Origin of the sequence: Proteus sp. GOKU, from assembly GCF_015475555.1 — a bacterium.
GTDB classification, from domain to species: domain Bacteria; phylum Pseudomonadota; class Gammaproteobacteria; order Enterobacterales; family Enterobacteriaceae; genus Proteus; species Proteus mirabilis_B.
On sequence record NZ_CP034105.1, the window covers coordinates 1,853,871 to 1,880,267 of the forward strand.

Sequence of the window (26,397 nt, forward strand, 5' to 3'; positions counted from 1 at the left end):
CTGAAATAAAGAGGCTAAACAAGCGTATATAATATCAAGGGTAAAGGCGTGAAGTTATCGAACTTGTGTGAAAGTTTCACGAACACGTTTAGAGTACTTGATATAAGGCACAAAGCAGACAGTCGAGAATACAGACCATAGAAGGGATTGTAATGCTGTTTGGTCGTCAACAGGTGCAAAACCAAAGCTCTTAATTGCTAATAGTAAATTGATTAGCAACCAAAAAATGAACAGACGTGGAAAGTTTTTAGCGCGATAAAAAAATTGTCTTAGTAGATAAAGCGTAAAGCTAAACATTACCCACGTTGTTAACGCAGAGAGATACCAACTTGATATCAAATGAAATGGAAGCTGGTGGAGGATCGAAAAGTCTGAAAAATATTTAATAATATACAGAACAGACATCAACCCAGAACCAATCACTGACAAGATCATATAAGCCAATGGCGCAAGCAACCACCCTGTAATAGGCGCTTTTCCTGAAAGGTTATTCTGCGTGTTTGCTTTGAGATCAAATTTCATTAATTAATTATTCCTACTCGTATGTATAGAACTAAACGGGATATTATCACAAACTTTGTTATTATTTATTTAGCTACAAAAGTGAAAGTGATTTTTGTTAATAAAAAAGCATATAAAAATAGGATAGGGTTATGGCAATTAAACTCAATGTTGGGATTATCGGATATGGCTATGCAAGTAAAACCTTTCATGCTCCGCTAATAACAACAACCGAAGGTTTAAATCTTAGTGCAATTTCAAGCTCTGATGAAAATAAAGTTAAACAAGATTTTCCTCACATTACCGTTTATGCAGACCCCCAAGCACTTATTAATGATCCCTCAATAGACTTAATCATTATTCCAACGCCGAATAATACTCACTATTCACTGGCTTCACAGGCTCTAGAAAAAGGTAAACATGTTATTGTTGATAAACCGTTTACATTGACACTGGAAGAAGCTGAAAAATTAACTCAGCAAGCAACAGATGCCGGTAAACTTCTCTCTGTTTTTCATAATCGTCGTTGGGATTCTGGTTTCTTAACCGTTAAAAAACTTTTAGCTGATAAAACACTCGGTGATATCAGTGCCTATGAAGCACATTTTGATCGTTTCCGTCCAACAGTTCGTCAACGTTGGCGAGAAGATGCAGGAATTGGCGGTGGGCTTTGGTACGATCTCGCGCCTCATGTTCTTGATCAAGCGGTTTGCCTATTTGGTGAGCCTAAAGCAATTACTGCGGATATTGCTCAATTACGTCCTAATGCAAAAAATGCCGATTACTTTCATGCATTACTAGAATATGACAATCTTAGAGTCGTTCTTCATGCTTCTATGTTAGTTGCGTCTCCAACACCTATTTTTGCTATTCATGGGACAAAAGGTAGCTATGTTAAATATGGTTTAGATACCCAAGAAGACGCCTTAAAAGCCGGTTATCTCCCTAATCAAACTTATAATTGGGGAATGGATAGTCAAGATGGTGAATTAACAACACTGTCAGAGTCTGGTGAATTAGAAACAACCACACTCACTACACTTTCTGGTGATTATCCTGCTTATTATCAACAAATTTATCGTGCAATTACATTGGGTGAAGAAAACCCCGTTACGCCAATACAAGCAACAGCCATTATGCGTTTGATTGAAGCTGGCGAAATTTCTAATCGTTTAAAACAAACCATTACGCTATAAGTAAAAGGGAGCGCTAAATCTAATGTCTTGGTGGCAAAAACTAAAACTTGATCCTTTTCTCATGATTATGATTTGTGTGGTGACGCTGGCAACGCTGCTACCCGCACAAGGCGATATTAAAGTCCTGTTCCAATATCTTACGACCGGTGCGATAGCACTGCTGTTCTTCTTGCATGGAGCGAAGCTTTCTAGAGAGGCGATACTTGCCGGGCTTGGGCATTGGCGTTTACATCTTACTGTATTTGCCAGTACCTTTATTCTTTTCCCTATTTTGGGGCTAGGGTTACAAGTTATTGTGCCTGAATGGATGTCACCAACTGTCTATATGGGTTTTTTATATCTTTGTGCGTTACCTGCAACGGTTCAATCTGCCATTGCCTTTACTTCTGTGGCTGGGGGAAATGTAGCGGCTGCTATTTGTAGTGCATCTGCGTCCAGTATTCTTGGTGTTTTCCTTTCGCCGGTATTAGTCGGTTTTTTAATGCAAACGCAAGGTTCTGCGGAAGATTTCGACACGGCAGGGGCTATTCAATCAATCTTACTGCAACTGATGGTACCTTTTATTATTGGCCATTTATCTCGACCTTTAATTGGTCGTTGGGTTGATAAACATAAAAAATTAGTTAATAGAACGGATCGTTCCTCTATTTTACTGGTGGTTTATGTGGCATTTAGTGAAGCTGTTGTTGAAGGGATCTGGCATAAAATTGACGGTTGGTCGCTATTAACGATTGCAGTAGTGAGCTGTATTTTGTTAGCAATTGTCATTTTTGTGAACGTATACAGTGCTAGACTGCTTGGTTTTAATAAAGAAGATGAGATAACCATTGTTTTTTGTGGCTCTAAAAAGAGCTTAGCAAATGGTGTACCTATGGCGAATGTGTTATTTCCTGCGGCGACGGTTGGAGTAATGTTATTACCATTAATGATATTCCATCAGATCCAATTAATGGTTTGTGCTGTGTTAGCACAGCGCTACGCTAATCAAGCGAAAGAAGCTGAAAAGAAATAACGTATTTAAGCTGGTGGATAATCAATAATATTAATCAAATATTGATCATTAGATAAATAAGAGAAAGCATCGATTTAGTTTTTTATCGGTGCTTTTTTATTTGTTATAAAAGTCATCATTCTTGTTATGGTCACTATTTTCTTTTTTATCTGTTAACGAAGGTTGTTGAGATTTAAAGGGAAGTGGTAAGCCGAATACAAGATAAATTAAGAAAACAAAACCCATATTTAAATAGTCGGATTTATTGTTTTTTACATCAATTTTTAATTCACAATCGATGGGTTCTAGCTGATCGTTAATATTATATTTGCCTTGGTAAAGCTCATTAAGCATTGCTTGCGCTTGTTCAAATTCTTTATAGTTAACCAGTAGTTTTACGCCGCCAGTAGCTTGAGCATACACTTGGTTATTCCAAACAATATTTTCATCTAAAAGAATAGCATCAATGCCTTCAGACTGAAGAAAGCCAGCCTCAATAGAGGCATCAAGTGGAGATAGATATTGTGCTAATAATCTATATTGACCTCTTGTCGGGTGAATATTCCACATAGCTTTTCCTTAATAATAAGTAACCCCTTGAAAATTAATTTTAGTCTAAGAGCCATTAATAATTCCATCTATTTTCAATAAATATAAAAAAACCATCTGATTAACAGATGGTTTTAATCAAAAAGCTATTAAATATTAACGTGAACTGACTTTCTTAATTAATGCATCACGTTCTGCTTGGCTAATAAATGCCATTTTTAAGCCATTAATCTGTGTCTGGCGGATTTGCTCTGGCGTTAATCCAGCCGCTGGTGCCGCAACGGTATATTCGTGTTTTAGCTCAATACCTTCAACCGCAGGATCGTCGGTATTAAGAGAGGCAAGAATGCCATGCTCTAAAAATGTTTTTAATGGATGCTCTGCTAACGAATTGATAGTACTGGTTTGAATATTCGATGTTAAGCAAGACTCAATACCGATTTGATGCTCGGCGAGGTAGTCCATTAAACGAGGATCTTCAATAGCTTTAACACCATGACCAATACGGCTTGCACCTAATTCTTTAATCGCATGCCAAATGCTTTCTGCACCCGCAGCTTCACCTGCGTGAACAGTAATATTCCAGCCAGTATCACGAGCACGATTAAAATGGGGCTGGAATAAATGGCCAGGGAAACCTAATTCATCACCCGCTAAATCAAGCGCAGTAATTTTATCTTGATGTTTTAGCAAGCCATTAAGTTCTTGTTGGCAGGCATTTTCACCAAAGGTACGGCTTAAAATACCGATTAAACGAATGTCTACATCGTGAGACTGCAATGCACTCTGTACGCCATCAACAATAGCTTCCACGACACCTTCAACAGGGAGTTGATGTTTCATTGCCATGTAGTAAGGAGAAAAACGCAGTTCAGCGTAATCAATACCCGCATTAACCACATCCACAACGTTTTCATAAGCAACACGACGACATGCATCTAAGTCGGCTAAAACCGCCACACCCCAATCTAATTTTTGTAGGAAGCTAACAAGACTTGGCTCATTCTTTGTGATTTGCACATGAGGGCGCAAAGCTTCTAATTCATAAGCCGGCAGTGCAATATTATGCTGTTTTGCTAACTCTAAAATGGTTTGAGGACGGATATTACCATCTAAATGGCGATGTAAATCGGTTAAAGGCAACTGTGTGTCAATCACGTGTTATTTTCCTTTTAATAGAAATAATGAAAATCTATCGTTTATAGTGATTTTCTTATAATCGGTAAGTTATAAAATAGTTGCGGGTTATTATGACTGATTTTTATTTTATTCACTAACAAATAAACAGAAATTGGTTATTTCTGAAGCTAAAAATGACTATTTTTCTCAGTTTTAAGTTAAAAAGTAAAAAATTAAAAATAGGGCTGTCTATTTATTAACTACAATATTCAATGCAATTGACGTGTATTATCAAACTAACTGATACATTGATTTTTAATCTAAAAATAGAGCTGTCATCATAATTGAAATATCCTATCAATTGTTTTGATAGATTTCTAAAAGATAGACGAACAGAAAAAATAGTCAAGATATTGTTTTTTTACTTCATTATTCAATGGATTACCTGTTTTATGTGTTTTTATTGTTGGTCGGTTGGTGTATTTAAAACTATTTTATGAAAACTTTATATTAAAAATTAGCTGTATTTAAATTTATTAGAATTAATTAAGTGAAAATAAAATAAATAATAAAATATCCATGTTATTAAATAGGGAATAAAGAAAATAAAATTAAAGTCATAATGTTTTTTCGTTAAATCGAAGTATTTAATTGAATGAGGTCATTTAATTATGACTTTTTAATATAAACCTATTATTTAAATTATAAGGTGAATAATTATGAATGAGAATTCTGATTTAAATATTGAAAAAAGAAATAATGAAATTAAAAATCTGTTGGCTTCAACTTTACTTCCACCTTCATCAGAAAATAATCTTACTTATGGTTCGCAAGTTGTCACCGGCGATGGGACAATTGCATTAGATTTAGTTGTTGTTATTGATACCAGTGGTTCAATGTCTGATGAATCCTCTGATTTAAGCAAAGAAGTTGATGCCGCAATACAAGAGGCATCAGAAAAGTGCCCATCAAAACTTCGAGTGACTTTTTTAGGTATAGAAGGCACATGGGATGACACTAAATTTGATCAATCAGCCAGTGATTATCTAAAAGCCTTGGGTGTACCTGAAAACCGTTTACAGGCAAGAAAGCCGTTTAAAGAGGCTGACGGTCGTGATCATGCGGGCAATAAAGAGGATTTATGCCGTGCAGTGATTGATTTAAGTAAGCACTTTGATTGGCGTGATGGTGCGCGTCGTGCCATTTTTGTGTTGGGTGATGAAGGTATGGAAGGTGGCGGCGGTGTTCTTACCAATGCTGCTGTGATAAAGAATAATGAAGCGATTGCTGTTGCTCAGCAGGAGAAAGTTAAAGTGTATACCTATCAAGGCACGCCTGACGATAAAATGACTAATTTAGATCGTTTCCCAAGTGTTGCAGATAGAGACAGTATCACAAAAGAGTATGTACGCTTAGCGAAGCAAACAGGAGGGCGCTCTTATATCTACACAACAGGTATTGCTAAGTTTTCATTAGTATTGCAAGAGATCCTCTGTGATAGCTTAACACCGCCTAATATTCCTAAACCCCATGAGAAAGAGACCAATTGTAGCCACGTCTGTGAGCAATTAACCTCGATTATTTCAACAGTAAATACACTTGCTGGAATAATTAGCAAAACCATTGATTCATGCTGTAAAGATGAATGGAAAAATCACCATACTCCCGCTAAAGATTGTGATTGTTAATTAAACGGTAATATAAAAAAACACCCCAGAGCTATTCATAATGGGGTGTTCTATTTACGCTTCTAATCGAAACTTAATTAATGAACTTATTCTGCTGGTTGCTGCTCAGGAATTAAGATTTCTTGCTCTTCGATGATAGCAGGATCTTCAGTCATCTCTTCTTGATAACCATCTTCTGAATAATCAGAATCATCGTAATCGTAAGATGATGCGCCCATACCGAATAACATTGCTGCTAAACCTAACATTTGAGGAGCTTGAGTCACATCCATAAACTCATCAAAAGTATAGGTTTTACCATTCATGGTAAATTTATCAGCAGCATAGTTCAGTTTCATGCTTAATGCTTTACCATCTTGAGCAAGTAACATCAGTGGTAATGCATCTTTCTCATCTTGAGAAATTTGGTTGATATTTTGTTGTAACTCAGTTTTTAACTGCTCAACGTCAGCAGCCGTTGCTACTTCGATCTCTTTTTTCTCTGCATCTGTTAATGCGGTTTCTTGGTAACGAGCCGCATCAAGATATTGAGTGGTGTTACGGAATTCAGCTAACATAGGAAGAGATAAATCAACATTGAAATCAATGTTTTTAAACAGATAGTTAAATAATTCTGCTGGCGATTTCTCTTGGCTTTCTAATACTTTAACGTTAAAAGCATTTAAGTCTAAGTTAAAGGTTAACTTACTTGCACCACTTTTATTTGTTAAAGACGCTTCATCAATACGGAAAACTAAGCCTTTCTCCAGAACATCACGAACGGCTTGTTCAACCATTTCTGAATTATCGAAATGATTTTTATTCCATGGTAATAATGAGTTGTTATAAACTTTGGTTAATAACAACATGGCATCTGGATCAGCTTTATCAATTGAATAGCCAAATTTGCCTGCACCAAATTCTAGTCCCGCAACATTCAGTGACTTAAAGTAATAAGTTTGAGAGATATTAAAGAGTTTATCTTTGATATCACTTTTTGTTGTTAGAGAAATATCTTTCAGTGAGAAATCAGATGCTTTGTCTTTGCTAGTATGTGCAATTTCAGCAAAGCTTAATAACTGCTCATTAAATAAATATTGATCGTTATTAACTTTAGTTCCAGCGACAGAACCTGCAATATTTTTAATTGTGAAAGTTTCTTCACCATCTTTAGTCACAACAACTTGATCACCTTTTACAGCGGTAGTGAAGTTGGTTGCGTTTTTATCTGATGAGAATTCAATTGTTAATGGTGTTGTTTTAACTGTGCCACCGTTTTCAGCGAAATCGATAGGATTTAGTTTAGCTTCACCTGATACTGCGCCATCAAAAGCCAAAGATGTATGCATATCAAAAAGAGATTTATCTTTAGTCAGCTTGAATAATTCTTTAGTTGTATCATTGTTGACCAATGTATTATTCATCGCTGCTAATTTTGGTGCTAAATTAAATTTAGCCAGATCAGAAAGAGGGAATGGACCGTGATCGATATCAGTAGTAAAGATAATTTCTTCTACTTTTTTATCCTGGTCTTCAACGACTTCACTAGCATCTTTTGAAATCACGACAGCAAAGTCTGCATTAGAGGTGAATACCCCTTTTTTATAGTCACGAATTTCAAGTTTAATATCAGCGCCAAATTGTGCATTTTTAGCAAGTTGCGCTAACTGGACATTAGCTAGTTTCGTTTCTTCCTGTAAGCGACTTTCAATTTTGCTGCCCATGTACCACGACGCACCAGTCCAAACAACACCCAATGCGACGATAACACCAACAGCGACAAGCGATTTCTTCATAATTCTAGTCCATCCTCTGTGTACATCTGGCGATGTACGTTATAAAGGCTGTTTTGTAACCCTTAAACAACCCGATAAATTGGTGATAAATTTTACTAAATTTAAATATAGATAATCCACATATATACATCGCCACCTATATTAACTGTAAATATAGATTTAGTGGAATAAAATCGCAATCAGAACTTACTTAGTTACTCGCTAACATAATGAGTTTAAAGCAAAATGAATATGATTTATAAGATAAATTAAATAAGTACCAAAAACGTCTTTTTTCTTACTCATTTTTAGATTTAGACAATATTTAATTGTGATGTGATTCTATTTATGATGAATAATAAAGGCTCATAATAAGTGTGGATATAAATATGAAAGCTTAAATAATAAGATTGGCAATAAAATAAGATTGCTAACCGTACTTTCCCAAAAAAATCAACAGATTTCATTCTGTTATAAATTTCATAAGCTCGCTTTAGCTCTCATATTTATTATTCTGTTTATGGCATGATACTGGTATCCGAGTTATTTACTAGAAAGTGATTCGGAATTAATCAATTATTCTGTGTACTTAAGGAGATTGAAATGGCAGCCACTCGCATTGAAAAAGACTCAATGGGGCAAATCGAAGTACCTGCTGACCAGTTATGGGGAGCTCAAACGCAGCGTTCTCTTGAACACTTCCGTATTTCAGTTGAAAAAATGCCTGTTGCACTTATCCATGCGCTTGCTATCACGAAGAAAGCAGCCGCTGGTGTTAACATGGATTTAGGTTTATTACCAAAAGAGCGCGCTGATGCAATTATCGCAGCTGCAGATGAAGTGCTTGCAGGTAAACACCCAACTGAATTCCCATTAGCAATCTGGCAGACCGGTTCTGGCACTCAATCAAACATGAATATGAATGAAGTGTTAGCTAACCGTGGTAGTGAGATACTTGGTGGTATCCGTGGCATGGAACGCAAAATCCATCCGAATGATGATGTTAACAAAAGTCAGAGTTCAAATGATGTGTTCCCAACTGCCATGCATGTCGCTGCTGTTATTGCATTACGTCAGGATTTACTGCCAGAATTAAAATCACTGCTGAAAGTATTCAAAGAGAAAGCAGAAGCTTTCCATGACATCGTTAAAATCGGTCGTACTCACCTGCAAGATGCGACACCACTGACATTAGGTCAAGAAATCTCCGGTTGGGCTGCTATGCTTGAGCACAGCATCAAACATATCGATGATTCAGTTCCTCATGTTTGTGAATTAGCGCTAGGTGGTACAGCCGTGGGTACGGGGTTAAATACCCATCCAGAATATGCTGTTCGTGTTGCTAAACGTATTGCTGAATTATCAGGTCAGCCTTTTGTAACGGCTCCTAATAAATTTGAAGCATTAGCAACTTGTGATGCATTAGTTCATTCACATGGTGCATTAAAAGGTTTAGCTGCTTCATTAATGAAGATTGCTAACGATGTGCGTTGGTTAGCTTCTGGCCCTCGTTGTGGTATTGGCGAAATCGCTATCCCAGAAAACGAACCAGGTAGTTCAATCATGCCAGGTAAAGTTAACCCAACACAATGTGAAGCATTAACGATGTTATGTGCTCAAGTAATGGGTAATGATGTTGCTATTAATATTGGTGGCGCATCAGGTAACTTTGAACTGAACGTTTATCGTCCAATGATCATCGATAACTTCTTACAATCAGTCCGTTTACTGGCTGATGGTATGCGTAGTTTCAATGAGCATTGTGCAATTGGTATTGAGCCAAACCGTGAACGTATCAACAAACTACTGCATGAATCATTAATGCTAGTGACTGCGTTAAATACCCATATCGGTTACGATAAAGCCGCTGAAATTGCGAAGAAAGCGCATAAAGAAGGCTTAACGCTAAAAGAATCCGCACTGAAACTGAACTACCTAACATCGGAAGAGTTCGATAGCTGGGTGCGTCCAGAAGATATGGTTGGTAGCATGAAAAAATAAGTGTTAAATACACTTATTTAACTGATATTAAATCCCGCTATAATGGCGGGATTTTTAGATCTTATAGGAAAAATAATGACTGAAGAAATTACCTTTACCGCGACAGAAGTTAATTGCTATGTGGAAGATGATGTCACCATTATTGGAATAGGGGATGATGCCGTTTCTCCTGATCATTTCATTATTCTTTCAAGATTTGATGAAGAAGATGAAGATATCGATAATTCGATTGGTTTAATGACTCATTTATCTGATGTTGAAGCCATTAATACGCTCGAAAAAATCACGCTTGATCGAAAAAATATTTTTTTTGCATTAAAAAACAATGTGGTAATAACAATCCATTTAGATATTGAAGACAATCACTTTGTTCATCTTAATGATTATCTTCTACAAATCCTTCAAGGAAGCTCAATTAAACTTATTGAAAAATAAGATATTATCTATTTTTCAATATACAAATGCATTCTTGGAATAATTAATTGCAGCTTTTTAGCTTTAGGGCGATGACGAATTTGAATATTATCGGCATCATAATCAGGAAGCTCGCCAATAATAGGTTTAAAGTCGCTCTCTTTATCAATATAGAAAGCTAATAAAGGCAAGGGACACGCATATTGCACTTGTTTTTGAAGTTCTGAATACCAAACACGAGCAATAGGTTGAACTTTGACAGGACGTTTTATTTTTAGTTTTGCATTTTCAGGTAATTGTGAAAGGGTGATGATCTCTTTATCAATACGCTCAGCCCATTGTTCACTAGTATAAGGTGGCACTGCGCGATTGGCTTCACGGCTTTTTTCTAATTGAGCCAAAACATCGTTACGCGTTAAATTCTTAATAATATTCTTATTTGCCCAACCGAAACGGACTGTATCCGGATCAGACAAAAGGGTGAGGGTACGATAAGCATTCAGCGTAATTAAACCTTTTAGCTGATTATGGACAAAATCAAAACGCTCTTCCTTCGATATGCCAGACTCTTTAGTGACAATATCGGAAAGCTGTTTTTTTAATAAATTAATTTTCTCAACGTGTTCTTTTACAGACTTAAAAGTTTGATTATCTGTACTAAAACAGAGTACACCGGGTAAACGAATAGCACGTTTACTACTGATGTGTGGAGCATTGTCATAAATAAAGAGATTCGCTATTAGCTTTAAAGTGAGATCTCTGGCTTCCTCATCATAACAGGGTGACACTGTAACGCGAACGAGCTCATCATGTTCTTCTTCTTTGCTTACTTCAGGCAATTCAAATACGGCTGATGGCAATAAGGTTAGATTTTTCAACACATCAGTTAGCGTTTTAATCTCAGTTTCTAATTGTTGAAAACAGAGATTGAATTGCTCAATTAAATCATATCGACTCATCTTTATATCCTTATTTAGTTACAACATACAACTAGCCTTTGTTTAAAACAATACATTAGCATCAGTGAAAAGTACATCGCTTAACAGGGGGAAAATGCCCAAAATACGGCATACTGTTTATTTATACAGTATGCCGTAAAAAGGGCATATTTTGATGATGTTTTTCCTAAAAGAGTGTTATTTGATGGCTTTTAAATCAATAGCAGCTTGTTTTTCACTCGATTGTATTAACGGTTCATGAATAACATCACAACCTGGTTTTGTTGGTGGGCAGTGTTCTGTAAATGCACTTGAGAGAGAGGTAAAAAAGAGAAACAGCAGGGTAATAGATAATTTTATGATAGGCATAATTGTTGTTCCTTCTTAAAGAATAAGCCTATACCTTAAGAAAGGAGTGCAAAATCGACAATATTAAACCGTGTTAATCCGCTTTTGCACTTTATCAATTATCAATAAATTTACTGGGCAACTTTGTTTAAATGCAAGGCTATCAATAAGGCTGCTAACATTAAAAGGGCAATAAATAATCCTACACCAAGCCAACCGAAACTCACCCAGAATAATCCACCCACTGTACCTGCAAGGCTAGAGCCCGCATAGTAAGTAAAGAGATAAAGTGAAGAGGCTTGGGCGCGTCCTCGTTTAGCGCGGCGACCAACCCAGCTACTTGCAACAGCATGTGCTGCAAAGAAACCCGTCGTTAAGATAAGCATCCCAATAAATATAACGGGAAGTGATTCAATCAAGGTAATCAATATACCGATTAACATCATTGAAATCCCAGCAATAAAGACTTTACCCAATCCATATTTAGTCGTTAATAAGCCCGCTTTGGATGCGCTATAAGTACCACTTAAATAGACGATAGAAATCAGCCCCACAGTAGTTTGACTTAATGAATAGGGTGCATCTAATAAACGATAGCCAATATAGTTAAATAAAGTGACAAATCCGCCCATTAATAAACCACCTTCAATAAATAACAAAGGCAGTCCTTTATCTCTAAAATGCAATTTAGTGGTAATAAGAAGATTACGGGGTTTTAATGCTGTCGGTCTAAAGTGCTGTGAAGCAGGCAATATCTTCCAGAAAGTAATCGCAGCAAAAAGGGCAAAAATACCGAGAATAACAACGGATAAGCGCCAAGAATAATAATCACTTAATACCCCTGTAATAACGCGGCCGCTCATTCCTCCAATCGAGTTACCACTAATATATAAACCCATTGATAACGCGAGGTAAGCTGGATGAATTTCTTCACTTAAATACGTCATTGCCACTGCGGCTACGCCACTTAATGAAAGTCCAACTAAAGCCCGTGTAATTAAAATACCTGTCCAGCTATTCATCGTTGCACTTAATAATGTAAAGAATGCAGCACAAAACAGTGCGATAACCATGACATTTTTACGACCAAAGGCGTCTGACAGTGGGCCTGTGACTAACAATCCACACGCCATTAAAGCGGTTGAAAGTGAGAGCGCTAAACTACTGGTTGCAGGGCTTACTGAAAATTCATTAGATAACACCGGCAATATGGGTTGCACAAAATAGAGTAAGGCGAATGTCGCTAAACCAACCATAAAAAATGACACTGTCACTTTTATATACAGCGCATCATCACGCTGAATATAGTGTTTAGGGTTAGATTGGCGATGAGCAGGCTTTTCTATACTTGATGTATTGTCTGAAATATCAGTGCCTAAGCTCATACTTTTACTGTCTATTTCGTGAGTATCCATATTGATTAAACTTCCATTACTTAAATTTGATTTATGTCAATGTTAGAAATATTTGATTTTTTTGTCTAATATATTAATCATTAGAAATAAGACTTTTAAAGTATCAATGACGATATGAGAGAAATATGAATATTGAACTTAGGCATTTACGTTACTTTATTGCCGTAGCAGAAGAGCTTCACTTTGGTAAAGCAGCAGAAAGATTAAATATTTCTCAGCCTCCTTTAAGTCAACAAATACAAGCGCTTGAAAGTGAAATAGGTGCTCGACTTTTAGAGCGAACTAACCGTTCAGTTTCGTTAACACCCGCAGGACAAATGTTTTTAAAAGAGTCCTACCAAATTATGGCGCAGGTCAACGCAGCAGCAACACGCGCCGCTAGAATGGAAAAAGGTGAGCTAGGTGAAATTTCAATTGGTTTTACCTCAACGACACCTTTTATGCATTTAGTCACCTTGAGTTTGCGACAGTTTAGAGAGAACTATCCTGAAGTCGGTATTCATATGCATCAAATGAATACAAAACAACAGATATCGCCATTACTGACAGGGCGAATTGATCTGGGGATCATGCGAAACACGACGCTACCCGAAAATTTGCACCACCAGCTATTGTTTCGTGAGCCTTTTATTTTAGCGGTTTATGAAGGGCATCCTTTGCTTGCTTACAAAGAAACGGGCGTCAATATTCAAGATATCGGGCAATATCCTTTCGTTTTCTTTGAAAGAGACGTTGGTACGGCACTTTATGATGAGATTATTCAATTACTTAGCTTGTCAGGAATTACGCCAACTATTGCACAAGAAGCGGGCGAAGCCATGACGATTTTAGGGCTGGTTGCCGCAGGGCTTGGTATTTCGATTGTGACAAAATCATTTACGCGAATGAAAGTCGATGGTGTGCATTATCTACACTTTGCGAATTCTCAGGCATTCTCTGAAGTTTGGTTAGTTTCTCATAATAAACGCGCTATTCCCGCGGCGGCGAATCGATTAACGCAATTACTATTAAAAAATATCTTAGATCACCAAAAATCTTGATTTATCTGTGTTTTTGATCACGCTTTTTATGTAAGTATTGTACAATTATCACAAATTGACGACATAATCGGTAATGAATTATTTGGAGCCTCGAATTAATTATGGCTCCTTAATTAAGGATGCATTCAATGGGGAACCAACCAAGTCACATCGATCACGTAAAACAATTTAATCTTGGCACAGTCTTTCGCTTGATTGATGAACATGGTCCCATTTCTCGTATTTCACTGTCAAAAAAGGCAGAGCTTGCCCCTGCAAGTATTACTAAGATCACGAGAGAATTAGTTGAAGCTCACCTTATTCACGAAACAGAGTTTCCTGATGTAGGGTTTCGTGGCAGACCTGCGGTTGGATTAAAATTAGAAAGCCAAGGCTGGCAATTTCTCTGTATCCGCGTCAATAAAGGTAGCTTGCTTTTTAGTTTAAGAGAATTAGATAGCAAACTGGTTACTGAAGATACGTTCGATTTCCCCAAAGAATACAGTGATGGTTTTCTTAATCACTTTTTAGTTGCAATTGATAAATTTTTCGAGCGTTATCAATCTCATGTTGAAAGATTAACGGCAATTAGCATTACAATGAATGCCATTGTTGATCCCATTAGTGGCGTTATTTACAGCTCACCTTATTATGATATTAAAGATATTCCACTTGCCGATAAAATCCATGAAAAAACAGGTGTTTCTGTATTTCTACAACATAGCGTAACAGCATGGACAATGGCAGAATCTTTATATGGTGCGGCAAAAAATAATTCAGACGTTCTGCAAATTGTTATCGATGATATTGTTGGTGCTGGCGTGATAAGTAATGGAAAAACATTACACTCTAACAGTCATAGCGCCGTTGAAATTGGACATACTAAAGTTATCGACTCCCAAAATAGCTGTTATTGTGGGGCAAAAGGGTGTTTAGAAACAGAAATTGCTATTCCTCAATTAATTAAGAAAGCCCAATTATTAGCTCAAGAAGATCCCACTTCGTTGCTGAACAAATATCCTATTACTGTTGAAACATTGTGTGATGCAATATTAGTTGGTGATAAAGCAGCGCTTGAAATTGTTAATTTAGTTGCTCAGCGATTAGGTTTTATTTTGGCTGTCATGATTAATATCTTTAATCCGCAAAAAATATTAATTGGCTCACCGCTTTGTCGAGCTAAATCCATTCTTTTTCCTTTGATCTTGAACCAAGTTCAACATCACGTTATGCCACGTTATGCGCAGTCTTTAATTATTGAAGAAACAGAGTTAAGAAACAAAGGAACATTGCCTGCGGCTTCGCTTGTAAAAGAAGCGCTCTACAATGGCTCTTTGTTAATTGAGTTGATGCAAGGCTAGATTAAGTGAAAAAATCGTAACAAAAGTGTTTTTCAAGCGTAAATCTGTCAATTGATCATTAACGAATTCTCTATTTTCGACCAATTAACTAAAAAATTGAGCTATCTCAAGCCACCAGAAACAGTGTTACCCTAAACTCTAATCTCTGTCATTTTTTATGAACCTGATTTATCTGTCATAACGGAAGTAAATTATATGTTAACACGCTTTTTTGTTACGGGGACAGATACCAACGTGGGTAAAACTGTTGTAACCCGAGCACTTCTTCAGTCATTAAATCGTGGCGGGTCAACGGCAGTGGGTTATAAGCCTATTGCAACAGAATTACATGAAACGGCTGATGGTGAACGTAATCGTGACGCTATGATTATTCATAATTCATCGCCAGTTGAAGTTCGCTACGACGAAATTAATCCTATTTTGCTTGATAATTGTTATGTTAGCGAAAATGAAATTGATTTTAATAAGATTTCAAATGAGCTCGATAATTTAAGTAAAAAAGCAGAGTGTGTTGTTATCGAGGGTAATGGCGGTTGGCGTTATCTGCTCGATGATAATACCTTTTATTCTGATTGGGTGGTAAAAGAACAAATTCCAGTTGTTTTGGTTGTCGGTATTCAACCAGGCTGTGTTAATCACTCAATATTAACAGCACAATCTATTATCAACGATGGTGTAAAACTAGTAGGTTGGGTTGCGAACAGAATAAATCCAGGATTACCTTATTACGCGAAAATTGTGGAAAGGCTGTCTCAGCATATTCCTGCACCGCTGATTGGTGAAATCCCGTATTTGTTACGTCCTGAAGAACGTGATCTCTCTTGTTACCTCGATTTAAGTCAGTTGGAAATCGCTGTACCTGCTTAAGAGAGAATATAAATAAGTAACGAAGTGGATTGCTATCTGTTTTTAAACGATACCAAACTTGTTACTTTTAAACGCCTGATGAGTAAACTCATTGGGTGTTTTTGTTTTTTCTGATTTCGCGTCAAGTATAACTAATGATAAAAATAACACACAAAATTGAAGCTAAATAAGATAGAACAAACCAGATAAAATGCAGATAAATCAGAAGAATAGTCATTGATAAACAGTGGCAAAGAAAAAGGGCGCTCATATTGCGCCCTTTTTTAATCACTAGATTTTATCAACTACAGATTAATGACGAGTATAGATGATTTTCTTACTGTCATTTTCGCAAGTTCCGACAACTTTACCATCGGCTTGTGCAACTTGGTCGTTTTCAACGACAGTTAAAGTAAAGTTAGCGGCTGGCACACCATTATTAACGATTTTTTGTTGAATAGATTCAACGACTTCATCACATCCCGCATTCGCGGCTAAAGGTGCAAACGCAACCAGAGTGGCCATTACTGCAAATACATATTTTTTCATATCATTCTCTCCTTGTTTTATGGAGTAAAACATCACTGTTTTACACGACTTTCTTACGGATTAACAGGGCGGCCAGTATTACTGTCTAAACAACGACGCGTTTCAGGCTCCCAATATGCGTAGACATTCGCACTTTTCAGACAAGCATCTCGCTCATCAATGGCTTTATCTACTTTATTAAATTCAATTTTTTCTCGCTGATTAACTTGGGTACGAAGCTCGCGCTTTTGATCCCAGTCTTCTTTCATTTGTCGAGCTTGTTCTTTATCTAAGACATTGTCATAGCCATCGCCATTAATGGTTACATTAGTTGAAGCGGCAACAGAAGAAAAAGAAGACACGGATAAACCAAGAAATAAGGAGAACACCATGGTTCTGATGACTTGTTTCTTAGTTAGTGTGTTTATCATGGTTGCTATCCTCTAAAGTTATGTAGCTATTGCTCTCAATGACTATTATATCTTAATAATTATAACTGATGCCTTAATAAAAAATGAGTTTTCAGTGCGTTTAGTTTTGACGATGAACACTTAATCCTGCAAATGACTGACTCACCGGCATCATTTCTAATGTATTGATATTCACATGAGCAGGTAAGGTTGCTGTCCAATATACCGCCTCTGCTACATCTTCAGGCGTTAATGCATTTGCATTGGCATAGGTTTGTTCAACTTTATCACTATCACCTTTAAAACGAACTAAAGAGAACTCGGTACCTCCAACAAGACCCGGTTCAATATCGGTTACACGGACTTTTTTACCTTGGAGGTCAGCGCGTAATCCTAAACTAAATTGTTTAACAAACGCTTTAGTGGCACCATAAACATTACCGCCCATATAAGGCCAAGAGGCGGCTGTTGAACTGATATTAATAACATGACCTTTATTTCTTTCAACCATAAAAGGAAGAATAGCGCGGGTAACATGAACCAGACCTTTATTATTTGTCTCGATCATCGTATCCCAGTCATCAAGGTTAGCTTTATCGGCGGTATTTAAACCTAAGGCTAAGCCTGCATTATTGACTAACACATCAATTTCACGCCATTTTTCAGGTAGTTGAGTGTGAATTTCACTGACTGCCTTTTTATCTGTAACATCTAACTGTAACGGATAAAATTGTTCACCCAGCTCTTTATGTAAGCTATTAAGTTTATCCAAACGACGAGCTGTACCAATAACTTTGTGTCCATGGCTGATAAAATGACGAGCAATGGCTTCACCAAAGCCAGCGGAAGCACCCGTGATAAAAATAATCATTTAATTACCCTCGATAGTTATAATAATTGAAAGTAAAAGGCTATCACTAAAAAGAGTCAAGTTTAAAAATTGGCTTTGTGATAAATCAGGCTAAAAACCAGATGCTTTTCCTATATGAAAGATTTTTATCTTTAATAGTAACCTGTATTTTTGTTTTTAACTGATAGAACAAGAGGGAGTTATTTCGTTGTTTTCTATTAAAAACAAGGAAGGTAAAAATCAAGCTTAGTATCACGGTAAAACAAATAAACTCAGTAAGAACATAGTGATAATAACAATGATGCTACTAATTACAGCAATCGCCAGTGTGGGGGATAAAAGAAAGCAGAAGTAACATAAGATAAAGGTCACAAGGATATGAATTAAATCGCTAAATGACTTATATAAAATCACGATGGTTTTTTTTAATTGAGAGAGAAATGATTTGTTCATGTCACACCAAAATAAATGCAGATTATCTTATTGCGACTCGTTGCTAGACTGAGTCAAAAAAATATAAACACAGTCTAGCAGAATAAGAAAAGAACGGTTATTTTTTACCAACTTGGTGACCAATAACGCCACCTAAGACACCGCCACCAATGGTGCCTAATGCGCTACCATCAGTTAAAATAGCGCCACCGATAGCACCTGCACCAGCTCCAATTGCTGTATTACGGTCGCGTTTTGTCATGCTAGAACAGCCCGCAAGTGAAAAAAGCAGAACAGAAGCGACACACATTGTTCCAATCTTTTTTAACGTGATATTCATTTTTATAAACTCCGATATAAAGGACAATATAAAAATAAACCTATCGTATTTATACTAGGATCGGAATATTCGGGAACAACGGGGAGAAAACTCTTAAAATGAGTGAATACTCATAACATATATTTTAAATGCATTTAATCAAAATAAATTTTATTATCTATATTATTATTTGATGCTCAGAAGAAAAGCATCAATGTATTATGTCATTTATATGAGTTAACGTAACAATATGATATTGATAAATAAATTAAAAACACTCTCTTCACAATTTGCATCGGGCTATTTTGGTGTTGTATTAGGGATGATTGGTACGGGGATGGCATGGCGCTATGCAGCAAAAGAGCACAACTATCCGTCTTATATTGGTGAAATATTTATTGGTGTAGGTTGCTTGGTTTGGTTAACACTTACACTATTTTTACTGAGCAAATGGCTATTTCATCGACAAGCCATTCTTGATGAAATTAAACATCCGGTTGCCAGTGGATTTACTAGTTTATTTCCCGCAACGACCGTCTTAGTCTCGATAGGGTTAAGCCCATATTTACCGTTATTTTCTCTGATACTGTTTAGCATTGGAGCAATTTCTCAGCTTGGGTATTCCAGTTGGTTGATTGGTTATCAATGGAAGGGTGAATATCCTAAAATGGCAACGACACCGGTCTTATATTTACCCACAGTTGCGAACAATTTTATTTGTACCATGGCATGTGGTGCATTGGGTTTTAATGATCTGGGGGTTTTATTTTTTGGCGCTGGCGTATTTTCTTGGTTAAGTCTAGAACCCGCTATTTTAAAAAGGATACGTAGTGAGGGATTAATGGATGAGAAATCACGGCTATCATTTGGTATTCAATTAGCACCCGCTTTAGTTGCTTGTAGTGCTTATTTGGCAATCAATGACAATCACATCGATTTCTTCGCTAAAATGTTATTAGGTTATGGGCTTTTACAACTTCTATTTATGGTGAGATTAATTCCTTGGTTTGTTAAACAGCCGTTTTCATTACCTTTTTGGAGTTTCTCTTTTGGTGTATCTGCGTTAGCAAAAGCCTCATTAAATATGAGTATGACATCTAATAGTCATTTTATGCAGTTACTCTCAACAGCACTATTTATCTTCGCTAATTTAATTATCTTATTACTGATTTGGCATTCATTATTATGGGTTTTTAAAGGACTAAAACAATTATGTTGTCCATCTAAAGCACTTTAATGAACATAGAAACAAAAGAGCCTAAGCAAAACTATTTAGGCTCTTTTTATTTTAAGGCGAAATATAATTCAATAAAATATCAAAATACCGTAATAGATAAGAACTAAATTCTAATTGGCTTTCTGCTTAAAATAGCCACCGTATTACCAATAAACATGGCTGAGTAATATAAAGGAACATAAATCAAACCGAGTGCAATCATCATAACACCAATAGATAACATCAATGCCACCGTGGGATCTGGTGATGTTAGTTCTAAAAATCCCTTATCTAATCCGGTTAAAAATCCCTTTTCTTGTAATTTTGCATATAACCATGATCCACCAACAAGAACCGCACCAAACCAAAAACTTAGCCAACATAACGCCGAAGTAAAAGACATCATATTATTTTTCATTATTTGTTTTCCTTGTCAAATAAAGCACACAATGAGTTATGATCTTTTTATAAAGATAAGCTTTTAAATTATAGCGATAAATTGAAATAGATAAATACACATATAGGTAAATGGCTACATTAATATTTAAAGAATGCGATATTATTAATTATCTATTTATTTTTAAATTTCTTATTACATATATCCACACATAAAGAAATATCGTTAATAACAATCACTTTTGAAGATAATTCAGGATGGTTATTAAAAAAAGCATCTAAACGTTTATCATATTGCTTTGAAAAGCGAAGAAGTTCCCACGTATTTACTAACGTTTCTTTAGGTAATTGACGTTTAATTCTATTTATAAATAGGCGTTTTATTAAGTAATTAACACGTTTCCAATAAGGAATGTCTATTCTAAAAATAACCGTGCAGTCATTAAGAAAGGGTAATAAACGTTTGTCATAAGCACCTTCAACGATCCATTTATCTGTTTCTTTAATAGCATTAACTTGAGATGTTATAAAATCCTCACTATTTTTATAGAATTCATCCCCAGTCATATCCCAATAAATGGCATCAAACGGATATACAGGTAAAGACAACGTGGTTGCAAGTTGCTTAGATAATGTCGTTTTTCCTGCTCCAGAAGGGCCCATAATACAAATCTTCATTTCTTTTTCAATAAGTTGCTTTAAGATAAGAATAGTATAAAAGGAAATAGAGCTAATAACGATGAAAAGAAAGTTAATTAAAAGAAATAAACGTTGGCTGATGGAAAAATATCACCTTTCACAACAACTATTTGCACCACTGTCGGTTATTTTAAAAGAGAATGAATTAGAGTCACAAGCAAATCGATATTACCGCTTATGGCGACGAGGCTTAATCAAAGAAGATTGGAGTCACGCTATTTTTGATACCGGTGTTGCAACGGTGCCTCAACGGCGACTTGATGGACGCATTGTTTATCACGAGAGAGTTTTTAACAAAGAACTAGTGCCATTAGAATACCAAGATCAATGGAAAGCATTTTGAAATTTAAAAAGCCAGCAGAGTCAGAATAAAGCTATTTTATTATTAATGGCTTAAAAAATAAAAGGGTGGAAAAATAGGTTTTAGTTAAATATGGATAAAATAAAACAGCAAGACCACCAGCAACAGCAACAGCAAGCTTTTGTTGATGACATACAAAAGGGCATTGCTTTAAAGCGAGATTTACTAGTATTAAGGGAATTACTTTTATCCTATAAATACAATGGGATGACTCAAGATGTAATGCGAGATTGTTTAAATCAATTACGAACCATTGAAGATGAAGACACTATTTTAGACTTACTCGATTTTGTCGAAGGTTTTTGTTCCTTACATTGGAAAATCTATTCCTGAAAACTGAAAAAAATTACTGGTAGATTTTCAAAAAATTCCAGCTTCTATCCTCGAAAGTGCATTAAATATTCTTAATTTTGATAAGGCTGAGTAATTTTTTATTCTCGAACTTTATCGGAAGCCGCATTGAGAGCTTGCGTGAAACGTGCGATTTCATCTTCGCTAAATTGGCTAATAAAGTAGTCTTTAATAACGCCTTGATAGATGATCCACATCTCTTTTCTTAATGCTTTACCTTTTTCTGTGATGGTTGCGAATGCTGCACGGCGATCATCATCAGAGCGAGTGCGTATCACGAGTTGTTCTTTTTCCAATCTGTCAATCATTCGCGTTAAATTATAACGCTCAATAACGACAACATCTGCAAGCTCATGCATACGTCGAGTTCCATCGACACCGCTTTCTAAACCCCAAAGAATGTCATACCACGCATAAATCGGTAGTTTTGCTTCAGCCAATTTTGTTTCAATTTTTCTAATAATTAGCTTGTGAGCTTTCACAAAAGAAAACCAGAGATCAGGTTGTTTGCCGTTCATGTTATTGTTTTTCCAATTAAGGGAAGTAAAAGAAAATAGTCGCTAGTCTATTTCTTATTATAATAAATGATAAAACATAATATGCAATTTATGGTTATATATTAGAGGGTTAAATTTTCTGATTAATAGAAAAGATAAAAAAACCGCCAGCAAAAACATAGCTGACGGATATTTTTGAAGGGTTTAGAATGCTTGACGGAAAATCTCAATGATCTCTTTTTCATTACCTTTACGAGGATTAGAGAATGCATTACCGTCTTTAAGTGCCATTTCCGCCATATATGGGAAATCAGACTCTTTCACACCTAATTCACCTAAATGTTGTGGAATACCAATATCCGCAGATAGGCGAGCGATAGCTGCAATAGCGCGTTCTGCTGCATCCATTACTGATAATCCAGTGATGTTTTCACCCATAAATTCAGCAATATCTGCAAATTTTTCTGGATTAGCAATCAGGTTATAACGCAGTACATGTGGTAATAGCACCGCATTAGCTACGCCATGAGGCATATCATATAAACCACCTAATTGGTGAGCCATTGCATGAACGTAACCAAGGTTAGCGTTATTAAATGCCATTCCCGCTAAAAGTGAAGCATAAGCCATGTTTTCACGGGCTTTTAGATTTGTCCCCAAGGCTACAGCTTGACGCAAGTTACGAGAAATTAAGCGAATTGCTTGAATAGCTGAAGCATCAGTGACGGGGTTAGCATCTTTAGAAATATAAGCTTCAACTGCATGAGTTAACGCATCCATACCGGTTGCAGCAGTCAGTCCTGCTGGTTTACCAAGCATTAACAGTGGGTCGTTAATAGAAACAGAAGGGAGATTACGCCAGCTTACAATAACAAATTTAACTTTAGTTTTGGTATTGGTCAGAACACAGTGGCGAGTGACTTCACTTGCTGTACCCGCAGTTGTATTCACTGCAATAATTGGTGGAAGTGGATTTGTTAGTGTTTCAATACCTGCATAATTATAAAGATCGCCTTCATGAGTCGCTGCGATACCGATACCTTTACCGCAATCATGTGGGCTACCGCCACCTACTGTAATTATCATGTCGCATTGTTCCTTGCGGAACATTGCAAGACCCTCAAGCACATTCGTGTCTTTTGGGTTAGGTTCAGTGCCGTCAAATACGACAACATCAATACCCGCTTCTTTTAGATAACCAATAGTTTTATCTACGGCGCCATCTTTTATCGCTCGTAGACCTTTATCCGTTACCAGCAGGGCTTTTTTACCACCCAATAATTTGCAACGTTCGCCAACAACAGAGATAGCACCTGGACCAAAAAAGTTAACATTCGGTACCAAGTAATCAAACATACGATAGCTCATGATAAACCTTCCAATATCAGATTATTATTCAGATAAATTAAAGTATTAGTGCATTCTCACCCCATTGGCTATTAAGTCAAGGTAGTAACCAATCAATAAGGTGAATCGATTCATTTAACTTTGGTTCATTTGATATAAGTCAACAGGGTATGCTTTCTTTAAAGGGCGTGAGATTGAGCCAATCTTTATCAGAGATCTTCGATGTATTAGCAGAAAAAGGAATATAGAACGCAATATTAGGAATATTAAGCTACAACAAAGTGACTTAAGGTAGCAGGTAAAAGAAGGGGGGAACGATAAAATAAAACACCCGCAAGCAGGTGTTTTATCATGTAATGTTAGGTAGTTACGATTTATTCGTCGAAGTACCAATACCCCTGATTGATAAATTCTGTTAATTCTGCAACAAAGGCTGAGTCCATCAATGCTTCACCGAGTTCATCTGCTCCAACTTCCGTAAATTGGCACAGTGCATTTGCTCCCTTCGTTTCTTTGGTAGCCCAAGCCTCTGTATTCACAAAGAAATTATCTTCAATGCGTAGGACTCGAAGTCCGCTCAATCGGATAAGTCTTTCACCATCATTCAGTGCGTTTAATACTTCTTCCGGCTGATACGGCGGTTCTGCGGGAGCGATATCCAGCTCATGGCGTGGCGTAGTGGCAAAACGACCTAACCATTGTTCAAAATCACCGGGCTTGTTGATCATCTCAATCATCATGGCACGCAGGCATTCAACTTCATGAGCTTCCATTCTTCCTGCATTGTCGCGTACAGTCAGAGTAGGATCGCCATAATTTATCCCGCCCAGATCTTGCTCCAGTGCGTAGTCTGCAAAACTACTCAGCAAATCACGGCCATTAGGTCCGCGAAAGCCGACGGAATAGTTCATGGTATCTTCGAAGGTGAAGCCATCATGTGGGAATCCCGGTGGAATATACAGAATATCTCCCGGCGCCATTTCCACATCAATAATTGGCTCAAACGGATCAACATGCAGTAATGCTGGATGCGGACAGAACTGACGCATTGGCAGGGCATCACCTACACGCCAGCGACGACGTCCCATTCCTTGAATGATAAAAACATCATAGTTATCAATATGTGGTCCGACACCGCCTCCGGGTACTGAATAGGAGATCATCAAATCATCAAGACGCCATTCAGGCAAGACACGGAACGGTTTCACTAACTCAGCTGACGGCATATGCCAATGGTTGACAGCCTGTACCAGTAGTGACCATCCTTCTTCGCCTAATCCGCTATAGTCTTCAAACGGACCATGACTCGCCTGCCATTTGTTGTCAGTTAAGCTAACAAGACGGCTGTCGATTTCTGGCTCCATCGCCAAACCAGCCAGTTCATCTGGTGTGATAGGATCGACAAAATTAGGAAATGCATTTTTCAATACAACAGGTTTTTTTTGCCAGTATTTTTCTAAAAATTCAGGCCAGTTAAGATTCAGTTTGTTAACCATGTGACCACATCTGTGTAAATAAATAAGTGGGTAATTATAGAAGTAATGCACTGCAATATTTTTGTTTGGCGTCAAATGCCAGTCAATAACATGGATAGGAATAATATCTACGATGGGAGTTTGATATGGAAAATGACAATATAAAGGGAGATTGGGTAGGGGATTTTACTTCTCTCGCAGAGATTTTAGTGCTTATCTATCTTCAATACTTAGAGAAAAGGCTTATAAAAACAAGATGACATAACCAATTGATTTAAAGTATTAAAATAAGGCTCGTTATTTTTAATTCTGTGATTTTCTTCTTTTTCTTATTTATTATAAAGTTAATAGAGTCTAGTTTATTTCTTATTAACTTTTGCCATATTTAATCGATATTTCTACGGAGCGCTAGTCATATTATGTCTTTATACTTAGAAGAAAAAATAGAACTCATTGAAAGTTACATTAAAGATCCATCCAATAATAACTTCTATGACACATTTTCGGATCGCTACGACATTATTATGGTCGTTGATTGGAGAGAGATGGATGAAGACATCATTAGCTATTGTGAGAAAATAATAAATACAAAAAGCTTATCTGTAAAATTAGATGATTGTGATAATAAGCGAGGATTTACTTTAACAATTTATTATAAAGATAAGTCGCTGATTGTACCTTATCAAGGCGATGGTGCTGATCGTGATACCACATTATTAGCGTTAAATGAGATTTTACAGCCTGATTATGAGATCCGTTTTTGTGTTGAATCCAATGGTAGCGATACACTTGTTTTTATGCCATTACCCAAATTACTTTGGCAACAACTAGAAGATAAATATCCAGATCAAGTGGCTAAACTATTTGAAAAATTCACATCAAGCTCTGAGTTCTTTGGTTGTTGATATTAAAGTAAAGAAATAGAATGAATAAAAGAGTTCTAAGCGATTGCGGTAGAATGGGGTTGGGGTTTACCGCAATCGGGAAGGTTCGTCTTTAGACATAGAGTGCATTGTGCGAATCAATTATGACCTTTTGTATTTATCTGTTCTTCACCTGAAAAACGATAAGGTTGTAGTCTACCATCAGGTAAGGACGGCAGAGAAAAATTCAAATACAATCTTTCAGGAAACTCAGAGTATTCTATTTTCTTTTTATTTATTTCAGCAAAAGAAAAACCATATTTAATAATATTATTTAGCACATTAATATCAGGATATGTTTCATCAGGCACAATCCTAAATTTAAATATCCTTGGGTTTCCCCCTGAATTAATCAATTCACAAAGAAGATATATGTTTAAATATCCATTACCGTTATCAAGAATAGTAGTGGAAGATTGCTTCACTATATATTTCGCCATAGGGATATTTCCT

At 36.5% G+C, this 26,397-nt stretch carries 29 protein-coding genes; 12 read left to right on the plus strand and 17 right to left on the minus strand.

What is annotated here, in order from left to right:
• Positions 1 to 54 precede the first annotated feature (54 nt).
• The gene (locus EHE21_RS08670; protein WP_088495674.1) at positions 55 to 522 is read right to left on the minus strand and encodes a DUF2569 domain-containing protein; all 468 of its coding nucleotides are present in this window, start codon (positions 520 to 522) and stop codon (positions 55 to 57) included.
• Between the two features lie 131 nt (positions 523 to 653).
• Between EHE21_RS08670 and EHE21_RS08675 the strand changes: the two genes are divergently transcribed.
• Positions 654 to 1,697 carry an oxidoreductase gene (locus EHE21_RS08675; RefSeq protein WP_088495673.1) on the plus strand — a complete coding sequence of 348 codons (1,044 nt, stop codon included), beginning with the start codon at positions 654 to 656 and terminating at the stop codon, positions 1,695 to 1,697.
• A 22-nt stretch (positions 1,698 to 1,719) separates the two neighbouring features.
• The gene (locus EHE21_RS08680) at positions 1,720 to 2,709 is read left to right on the plus strand and encodes a bile acid:sodium symporter family protein (RefSeq protein WP_194952414.1); all 990 of its coding nucleotides are present in this window, start codon (positions 1,720 to 1,722) and stop codon (positions 2,707 to 2,709) included.
• 96 nt (positions 2,710 to 2,805) lie between these two features.
• Here the strand turns inward: EHE21_RS08680 and EHE21_RS08685 are convergent, their stop codons facing one another.
• Both EHE21_RS08685 and add read right to left on the minus strand, forming a co-directional pair.
• Positions 2,806 to 3,258, minus strand: a complete 453-nt coding sequence (locus EHE21_RS08685; RefSeq protein ID WP_194952415.1) for a hypothetical protein — start codon at positions 3,256 to 3,258, stop codon at positions 2,806 to 2,808.
• A 135-nt stretch (positions 3,259 to 3,393) separates the two neighbouring features.
• The gene (add, locus tag EHE21_RS08690) at positions 3,394 to 4,395 is read right to left on the minus strand and encodes an adenosine deaminase (protein ID WP_194952416.1); all 1,002 of its coding nucleotides are present in this window, start codon (positions 4,393 to 4,395) and stop codon (positions 3,394 to 3,396) included.
• A 680-nt stretch (positions 4,396 to 5,075) separates the two neighbouring features.
• On the opposite strand from add, the gene EHE21_RS08695 reads away from it, so the two are divergent.
• Positions 5,076 to 6,044 (plus strand): VWA domain-containing protein, encoded by a 969-nt coding sequence (locus tag EHE21_RS08695; RefSeq protein ID WP_194952417.1) that lies wholly within the window; start codon positions 5,076 to 5,078, stop codon positions 6,042 to 6,044.
• An 86-nt stretch (positions 6,045 to 6,130) separates the two neighbouring features.
• On the opposite strand, the gene EHE21_RS08700 is transcribed toward EHE21_RS08695, so the two are convergent.
• The gene (locus EHE21_RS08700) at positions 6,131 to 7,819 is read right to left on the minus strand and encodes a YdgA family protein (RefSeq protein WP_194952418.1); all 1,689 of its coding nucleotides are present in this window, start codon (positions 7,817 to 7,819) and stop codon (positions 6,131 to 6,133) included.
• Between the two features lie 582 nt (positions 7,820 to 8,401).
• Between EHE21_RS08700 and fumC the strand changes: the two genes are divergently transcribed.
• Both fumC and EHE21_RS08710 read left to right on the plus strand, forming a co-directional pair.
• Positions 8,402 to 9,799, plus strand: coding sequence for a class II fumarate hydratase (fumC, locus tag EHE21_RS08705; protein ID WP_075673810.1), 1,398 nt, complete (start codon positions 8,402 to 8,404; stop codon positions 9,797 to 9,799).
• 75 nt (positions 9,800 to 9,874) lie between these two features.
• Complete coding sequence (locus EHE21_RS08710; RefSeq protein ID WP_194952419.1) at positions 9,875 to 10,234, plus strand: hypothetical protein; 360 nt, start codon at positions 9,875 to 9,877, stop codon at positions 10,232 to 10,234.
• 8 nt (positions 10,235 to 10,242) lie between these two features.
• On the opposite strand, the gene tus is transcribed toward EHE21_RS08710, so the two are convergent.
• The 3 genes from tus to EHE21_RS08725 all read right to left on the minus strand — a co-directional run bounded on the left by tus (position 10,243) and on the right by EHE21_RS08725 (position 12,914).
• Positions 10,243 to 11,172 carry a DNA replication terminus site-binding protein gene (tus, locus tag EHE21_RS08715; protein WP_194952420.1) on the minus strand — a complete coding sequence of 310 codons (930 nt, stop codon included), beginning with the start codon at positions 11,170 to 11,172 and terminating at the stop codon, positions 10,243 to 10,245.
• A 177-nt stretch (positions 11,173 to 11,349) separates the two neighbouring features.
• Complete coding sequence (locus EHE21_RS08720) at positions 11,350 to 11,520, minus strand: hypothetical protein (RefSeq protein ID WP_194952421.1); 171 nt, start codon at positions 11,518 to 11,520, stop codon at positions 11,350 to 11,352.
• A gap of 110 nt (positions 11,521 to 11,630) precedes the next feature.
• Positions 11,631 to 12,914, minus strand: a complete 1,284-nt coding sequence (locus EHE21_RS08725) for an MFS transporter (RefSeq protein WP_194952422.1) — start codon at positions 12,912 to 12,914, stop codon at positions 11,631 to 11,633.
• A gap of 125 nt (positions 12,915 to 13,039) precedes the next feature.
• Between EHE21_RS08725 and EHE21_RS08730 the strand changes: the two genes are divergently transcribed.
• The 3 genes from EHE21_RS08730 to bioD all read left to right on the plus strand — a co-directional run bounded on the left by EHE21_RS08730 (position 13,040) and on the right by bioD (position 16,161).
• Positions 13,040 to 13,954 carry a LysR family transcriptional regulator gene (locus EHE21_RS08730; protein ID WP_109397388.1) on the plus strand — a complete coding sequence of 305 codons (915 nt, stop codon included), beginning with the start codon at positions 13,040 to 13,042 and terminating at the stop codon, positions 13,952 to 13,954.
• 128 nt (positions 13,955 to 14,082) lie between these two features.
• Positions 14,083 to 15,294: an ROK family protein gene (locus EHE21_RS08735; RefSeq protein WP_416384067.1), complete on the plus strand. Its 1,212-nt coding sequence runs from the start codon at positions 14,083 to 14,085 to the stop codon at positions 15,292 to 15,294.
• Positions 15,295 to 15,489: 195 nt separating this feature from the next.
• A complete protein-coding gene (gene bioD / locus EHE21_RS08740) occupies positions 15,490 to 16,161 on the plus strand; it encodes a dethiobiotin synthase (RefSeq protein ID WP_088495662.1) in 672 nt (223 codons plus the stop codon).
• Between the two features lie 291 nt (positions 16,162 to 16,452).
• Here bioD and EHE21_RS08745 read toward each other — a convergent pair whose 3' ends face one another.
• From EHE21_RS08745 to osmB, 4 genes are all read right to left on the minus strand, one after another.
• On the minus strand, positions 16,453 to 16,689 hold the full coding sequence (locus EHE21_RS08745; RefSeq protein WP_088495661.1) for a DUF1161 domain-containing protein: 237 nt from the start codon (positions 16,687 to 16,689) through the stop codon (positions 16,453 to 16,455).
• Positions 16,690 to 16,742: 53 nt separating this feature from the next.
• Positions 16,743 to 17,060 (minus strand): DUF1283 family protein, encoded by a 318-nt coding sequence (locus EHE21_RS08750; RefSeq protein ID WP_228766779.1) that lies wholly within the window; start codon positions 17,058 to 17,060, stop codon positions 16,743 to 16,745.
• A 139-nt stretch (positions 17,061 to 17,199) separates the two neighbouring features.
• Positions 17,200 to 17,949 carry a bifunctional NADP-dependent 3-hydroxy acid dehydrogenase/3-hydroxypropionate dehydrogenase YdfG gene (gene ydfG, locus EHE21_RS08755; RefSeq protein WP_194952424.1) on the minus strand — a complete coding sequence of 250 codons (750 nt, stop codon included), beginning with the start codon at positions 17,947 to 17,949 and terminating at the stop codon, positions 17,200 to 17,202.
• Positions 17,950 to 18,478: 529 nt separating this feature from the next.
• Positions 18,479 to 18,700 (minus strand): osmotically-inducible lipoprotein OsmB, encoded by a 222-nt coding sequence (osmB, locus tag EHE21_RS08760; protein WP_088495657.1) that lies wholly within the window; start codon positions 18,698 to 18,700, stop codon positions 18,479 to 18,481.
• A gap of 229 nt (positions 18,701 to 18,929) precedes the next feature.
• On the opposite strand from osmB, the gene tehA reads away from it, so the two are divergent.
• The gene (gene tehA / locus EHE21_RS08765) at positions 18,930 to 19,916 is read left to right on the plus strand and encodes a dicarboxylate transporter/tellurite-resistance protein TehA (RefSeq protein WP_194952425.1); all 987 of its coding nucleotides are present in this window, start codon (positions 18,930 to 18,932) and stop codon (positions 19,914 to 19,916) included.
• Positions 19,917 to 20,019: 103 nt separating this feature from the next.
• Here tehA and EHE21_RS08770 read toward each other — a convergent pair whose 3' ends face one another.
• Together EHE21_RS08770 and EHE21_RS08775 are read right to left on the minus strand one after the other, a co-directional pair.
• Entirely contained in the window at positions 20,020 to 20,313 is a 294-nt protein-coding gene (locus EHE21_RS08770; RefSeq protein WP_194952426.1) for a hypothetical protein, read from the minus strand.
• A 152-nt stretch (positions 20,314 to 20,465) separates the two neighbouring features.
• Positions 20,466 to 20,954 (minus strand): AAA family ATPase, encoded by a 489-nt coding sequence (locus tag EHE21_RS08775; RefSeq protein WP_228766755.1) that lies wholly within the window; start codon positions 20,952 to 20,954, stop codon positions 20,466 to 20,468.
• A 76-nt stretch (positions 20,955 to 21,030) separates the two neighbouring features.
• Between EHE21_RS08775 and EHE21_RS08780 the strand changes: the two genes are divergently transcribed.
• Together EHE21_RS08780 and EHE21_RS08785 are read left to right on the plus strand one after the other, a co-directional pair.
• Entirely contained in the window at positions 21,031 to 21,333 is a 303-nt protein-coding gene (locus tag EHE21_RS08780) for a hypothetical protein (RefSeq protein ID WP_194952428.1), read from the plus strand.
• A gap of 90 nt (positions 21,334 to 21,423) precedes the next feature.
• A complete protein-coding gene (locus EHE21_RS08785) occupies positions 21,424 to 21,684 on the plus strand; it encodes a hypothetical protein (RefSeq protein ID WP_194952429.1) in 261 nt (86 codons plus the stop codon).
• 98 nt (positions 21,685 to 21,782) lie between these two features.
• On the opposite strand, the gene EHE21_RS08790 is transcribed toward EHE21_RS08785, so the two are convergent.
• From EHE21_RS08790 to EHE21_RS08800, 3 genes are all read right to left on the minus strand, one after another.
• Entirely contained in the window at positions 21,783 to 22,220 is a 438-nt protein-coding gene (locus EHE21_RS08790; protein ID WP_194952430.1) for a MarR family winged helix-turn-helix transcriptional regulator, read from the minus strand.
• Between the two features lie 183 nt (positions 22,221 to 22,403).
• On the minus strand, positions 22,404 to 23,567 hold the full coding sequence (gene dhaT, locus EHE21_RS08795) for a 1,3-propanediol dehydrogenase (protein WP_098942933.1): 1,164 nt from the start codon (positions 23,565 to 23,567) through the stop codon (positions 22,404 to 22,406).
• A 353-nt stretch (positions 23,568 to 23,920) separates the two neighbouring features.
• Positions 23,921 to 25,042: a cupin domain-containing protein gene (locus EHE21_RS08800; RefSeq protein ID WP_194952431.1), complete on the minus strand. Its 1,122-nt coding sequence runs from the start codon at positions 25,040 to 25,042 to the stop codon at positions 23,921 to 23,923.
• Between the two features lie 398 nt (positions 25,043 to 25,440).
• Between EHE21_RS08800 and EHE21_RS08805 the strand changes: the two genes are divergently transcribed.
• A complete protein-coding gene (locus tag EHE21_RS08805; RefSeq protein WP_194952432.1) occupies positions 25,441 to 25,926 on the plus strand; it encodes a hypothetical protein in 486 nt (161 codons plus the stop codon).
• A gap of 116 nt (positions 25,927 to 26,042) precedes the next feature.
• On the opposite strand, the gene EHE21_RS08810 is transcribed toward EHE21_RS08805, so the two are convergent.
• Complete coding sequence (locus EHE21_RS08810; RefSeq protein ID WP_194952433.1) at positions 26,043 to 26,384, minus strand: hypothetical protein; 342 nt, start codon at positions 26,382 to 26,384, stop codon at positions 26,043 to 26,045.
• Between the last annotated feature and the right edge of the window lie 13 nt (positions 26,385 to 26,397).

What these genes read in the sequence shown, in the direction of transcription:
- EHE21_RS08670 (WP_088495674.1), bottom strand. Translation starts at nt 522, where the DNA reads ATGAAATTTGATCTCAAAGCAAACACGCAGAATAACCTTTCAGGAAAA.
- EHE21_RS08675 (WP_088495673.1), top strand. Translation starts at nt 654, where the DNA reads ATGGCAATTAAACTCAATGTTGGGATTATCGGATATGGCTATGCAAGT.
- EHE21_RS08680 (WP_194952414.1), top strand. Translation starts at nt 1,720, where the DNA reads ATGTCTTGGTGGCAAAAACTAAAACTTGATCCTTTTCTCATGATTATG.
- EHE21_RS08685 (WP_194952415.1), bottom strand. Translation starts at nt 3,258, where the DNA reads ATGTGGAATATTCACCCGACAAGAGGTCAATATAGATTATTAGCACAA.
- EHE21_RS08695 (WP_194952417.1), top strand. Translation starts at nt 5,076, where the DNA reads ATGAATGAGAATTCTGATTTAAATATTGAAAAAAGAAATAATGAAATT.
- EHE21_RS08700 (WP_194952418.1), bottom strand. Translation starts at nt 7,819, where the DNA reads ATGAAGAAATCGCTTGTCGCTGTTGGTGTTATCGTCGCATTGGGTGTT.
- fumC (WP_075673810.1), top strand. Translation starts at nt 8,402, where the DNA reads ATGGCAGCCACTCGCATTGAAAAAGACTCAATGGGGCAAATCGAAGTA.
- EHE21_RS08710 (WP_194952419.1), top strand. Translation starts at nt 9,875, where the DNA reads ATGACTGAAGAAATTACCTTTACCGCGACAGAAGTTAATTGCTATGTG.
- tus (WP_194952420.1), bottom strand. Translation starts at nt 11,172, where the DNA reads ATGAGTCGATATGATTTAATTGAGCAATTCAATCTCTGTTTTCAACAA.
- EHE21_RS08720 (WP_194952421.1), bottom strand. Translation starts at nt 11,520, where the DNA reads ATGCCTATCATAAAATTATCTATTACCCTGCTGTTTCTCTTTTTTACC.
- EHE21_RS08725 (WP_194952422.1), bottom strand. Translation starts at nt 12,914, where the DNA reads ATGGATACTCACGAAATAGACAGTAAAAGTATGAGCTTAGGCACTGAT.
- EHE21_RS08730 (WP_109397388.1), top strand. Translation starts at nt 13,040, where the DNA reads ATGAATATTGAACTTAGGCATTTACGTTACTTTATTGCCGTAGCAGAA.
- EHE21_RS08735 (WP_416384067.1), top strand. Translation starts at nt 14,083, where the DNA reads ATGGGGAACCAACCAAGTCACATCGATCACGTAAAACAATTTAATCTT.
- bioD (WP_088495662.1), top strand. Translation starts at nt 15,490, where the DNA reads ATGTTAACACGCTTTTTTGTTACGGGGACAGATACCAACGTGGGTAAA.
- EHE21_RS08745 (WP_088495661.1), bottom strand. Translation starts at nt 16,689, where the DNA reads ATGAAAAAATATGTATTTGCAGTAATGGCCACTCTGGTTGCGTTTGCA.
- EHE21_RS08750 (WP_228766779.1), bottom strand. Translation starts at nt 17,060, where the DNA reads ATGGTGTTCTCCTTATTTCTTGGTTTATCCGTGTCTTCTTTTTCTTCT.
- ydfG (WP_194952424.1), bottom strand. Translation starts at nt 17,949, where the DNA reads ATGATTATTTTTATCACGGGTGCTTCCGCTGGCTTTGGTGAAGCCATT.
- osmB (WP_088495657.1), bottom strand. Translation starts at nt 18,700, where the DNA reads ATGAATATCACGTTAAAAAAGATTGGAACAATGTGTGTCGCTTCTGTT.
- tehA (WP_194952425.1), top strand. Translation starts at nt 18,930, where the DNA reads ATGATATTGATAAATAAATTAAAAACACTCTCTTCACAATTTGCATCG.
- EHE21_RS08770 (WP_194952426.1), bottom strand. Translation starts at nt 20,313, where the DNA reads ATGAAAAATAATATGATGTCTTTTACTTCGGCGTTATGTTGGCTAAGT.
- EHE21_RS08775 (WP_228766755.1), bottom strand. Translation starts at nt 20,954, where the DNA reads ATGGGCCCTTCTGGAGCAGGAAAAACGACATTATCTAAGCAACTTGCA.
- EHE21_RS08780 (WP_194952428.1), top strand. Translation starts at nt 21,031, where the DNA reads ATGAAAAGAAAGTTAATTAAAAGAAATAAACGTTGGCTGATGGAAAAA.
- EHE21_RS08785 (WP_194952429.1), top strand. Translation starts at nt 21,424, where the DNA reads ATGGATAAAATAAAACAGCAAGACCACCAGCAACAGCAACAGCAAGCT.
- EHE21_RS08790 (WP_194952430.1), bottom strand. Translation starts at nt 22,220, where the DNA reads ATGAACGGCAAACAACCTGATCTCTGGTTTTCTTTTGTGAAAGCTCAC.
- dhaT (WP_098942933.1), bottom strand. Translation starts at nt 23,567, where the DNA reads ATGAGCTATCGTATGTTTGATTACTTGGTACCGAATGTTAACTTTTTT.
- EHE21_RS08800 (WP_194952431.1), bottom strand. Translation starts at nt 25,042, where the DNA reads ATGGTTAACAAACTGAATCTTAACTGGCCTGAATTTTTAGAAAAATAC.
- EHE21_RS08805 (WP_194952432.1), top strand. Translation starts at nt 25,441, where the DNA reads ATGTCTTTATACTTAGAAGAAAAAATAGAACTCATTGAAAGTTACATT.
- EHE21_RS08810 (WP_194952433.1), bottom strand. Translation starts at nt 26,384, where the DNA reads ATGGCGAAATATATAGTGAAGCAATCTTCCACTACTATTCTTGATAAC.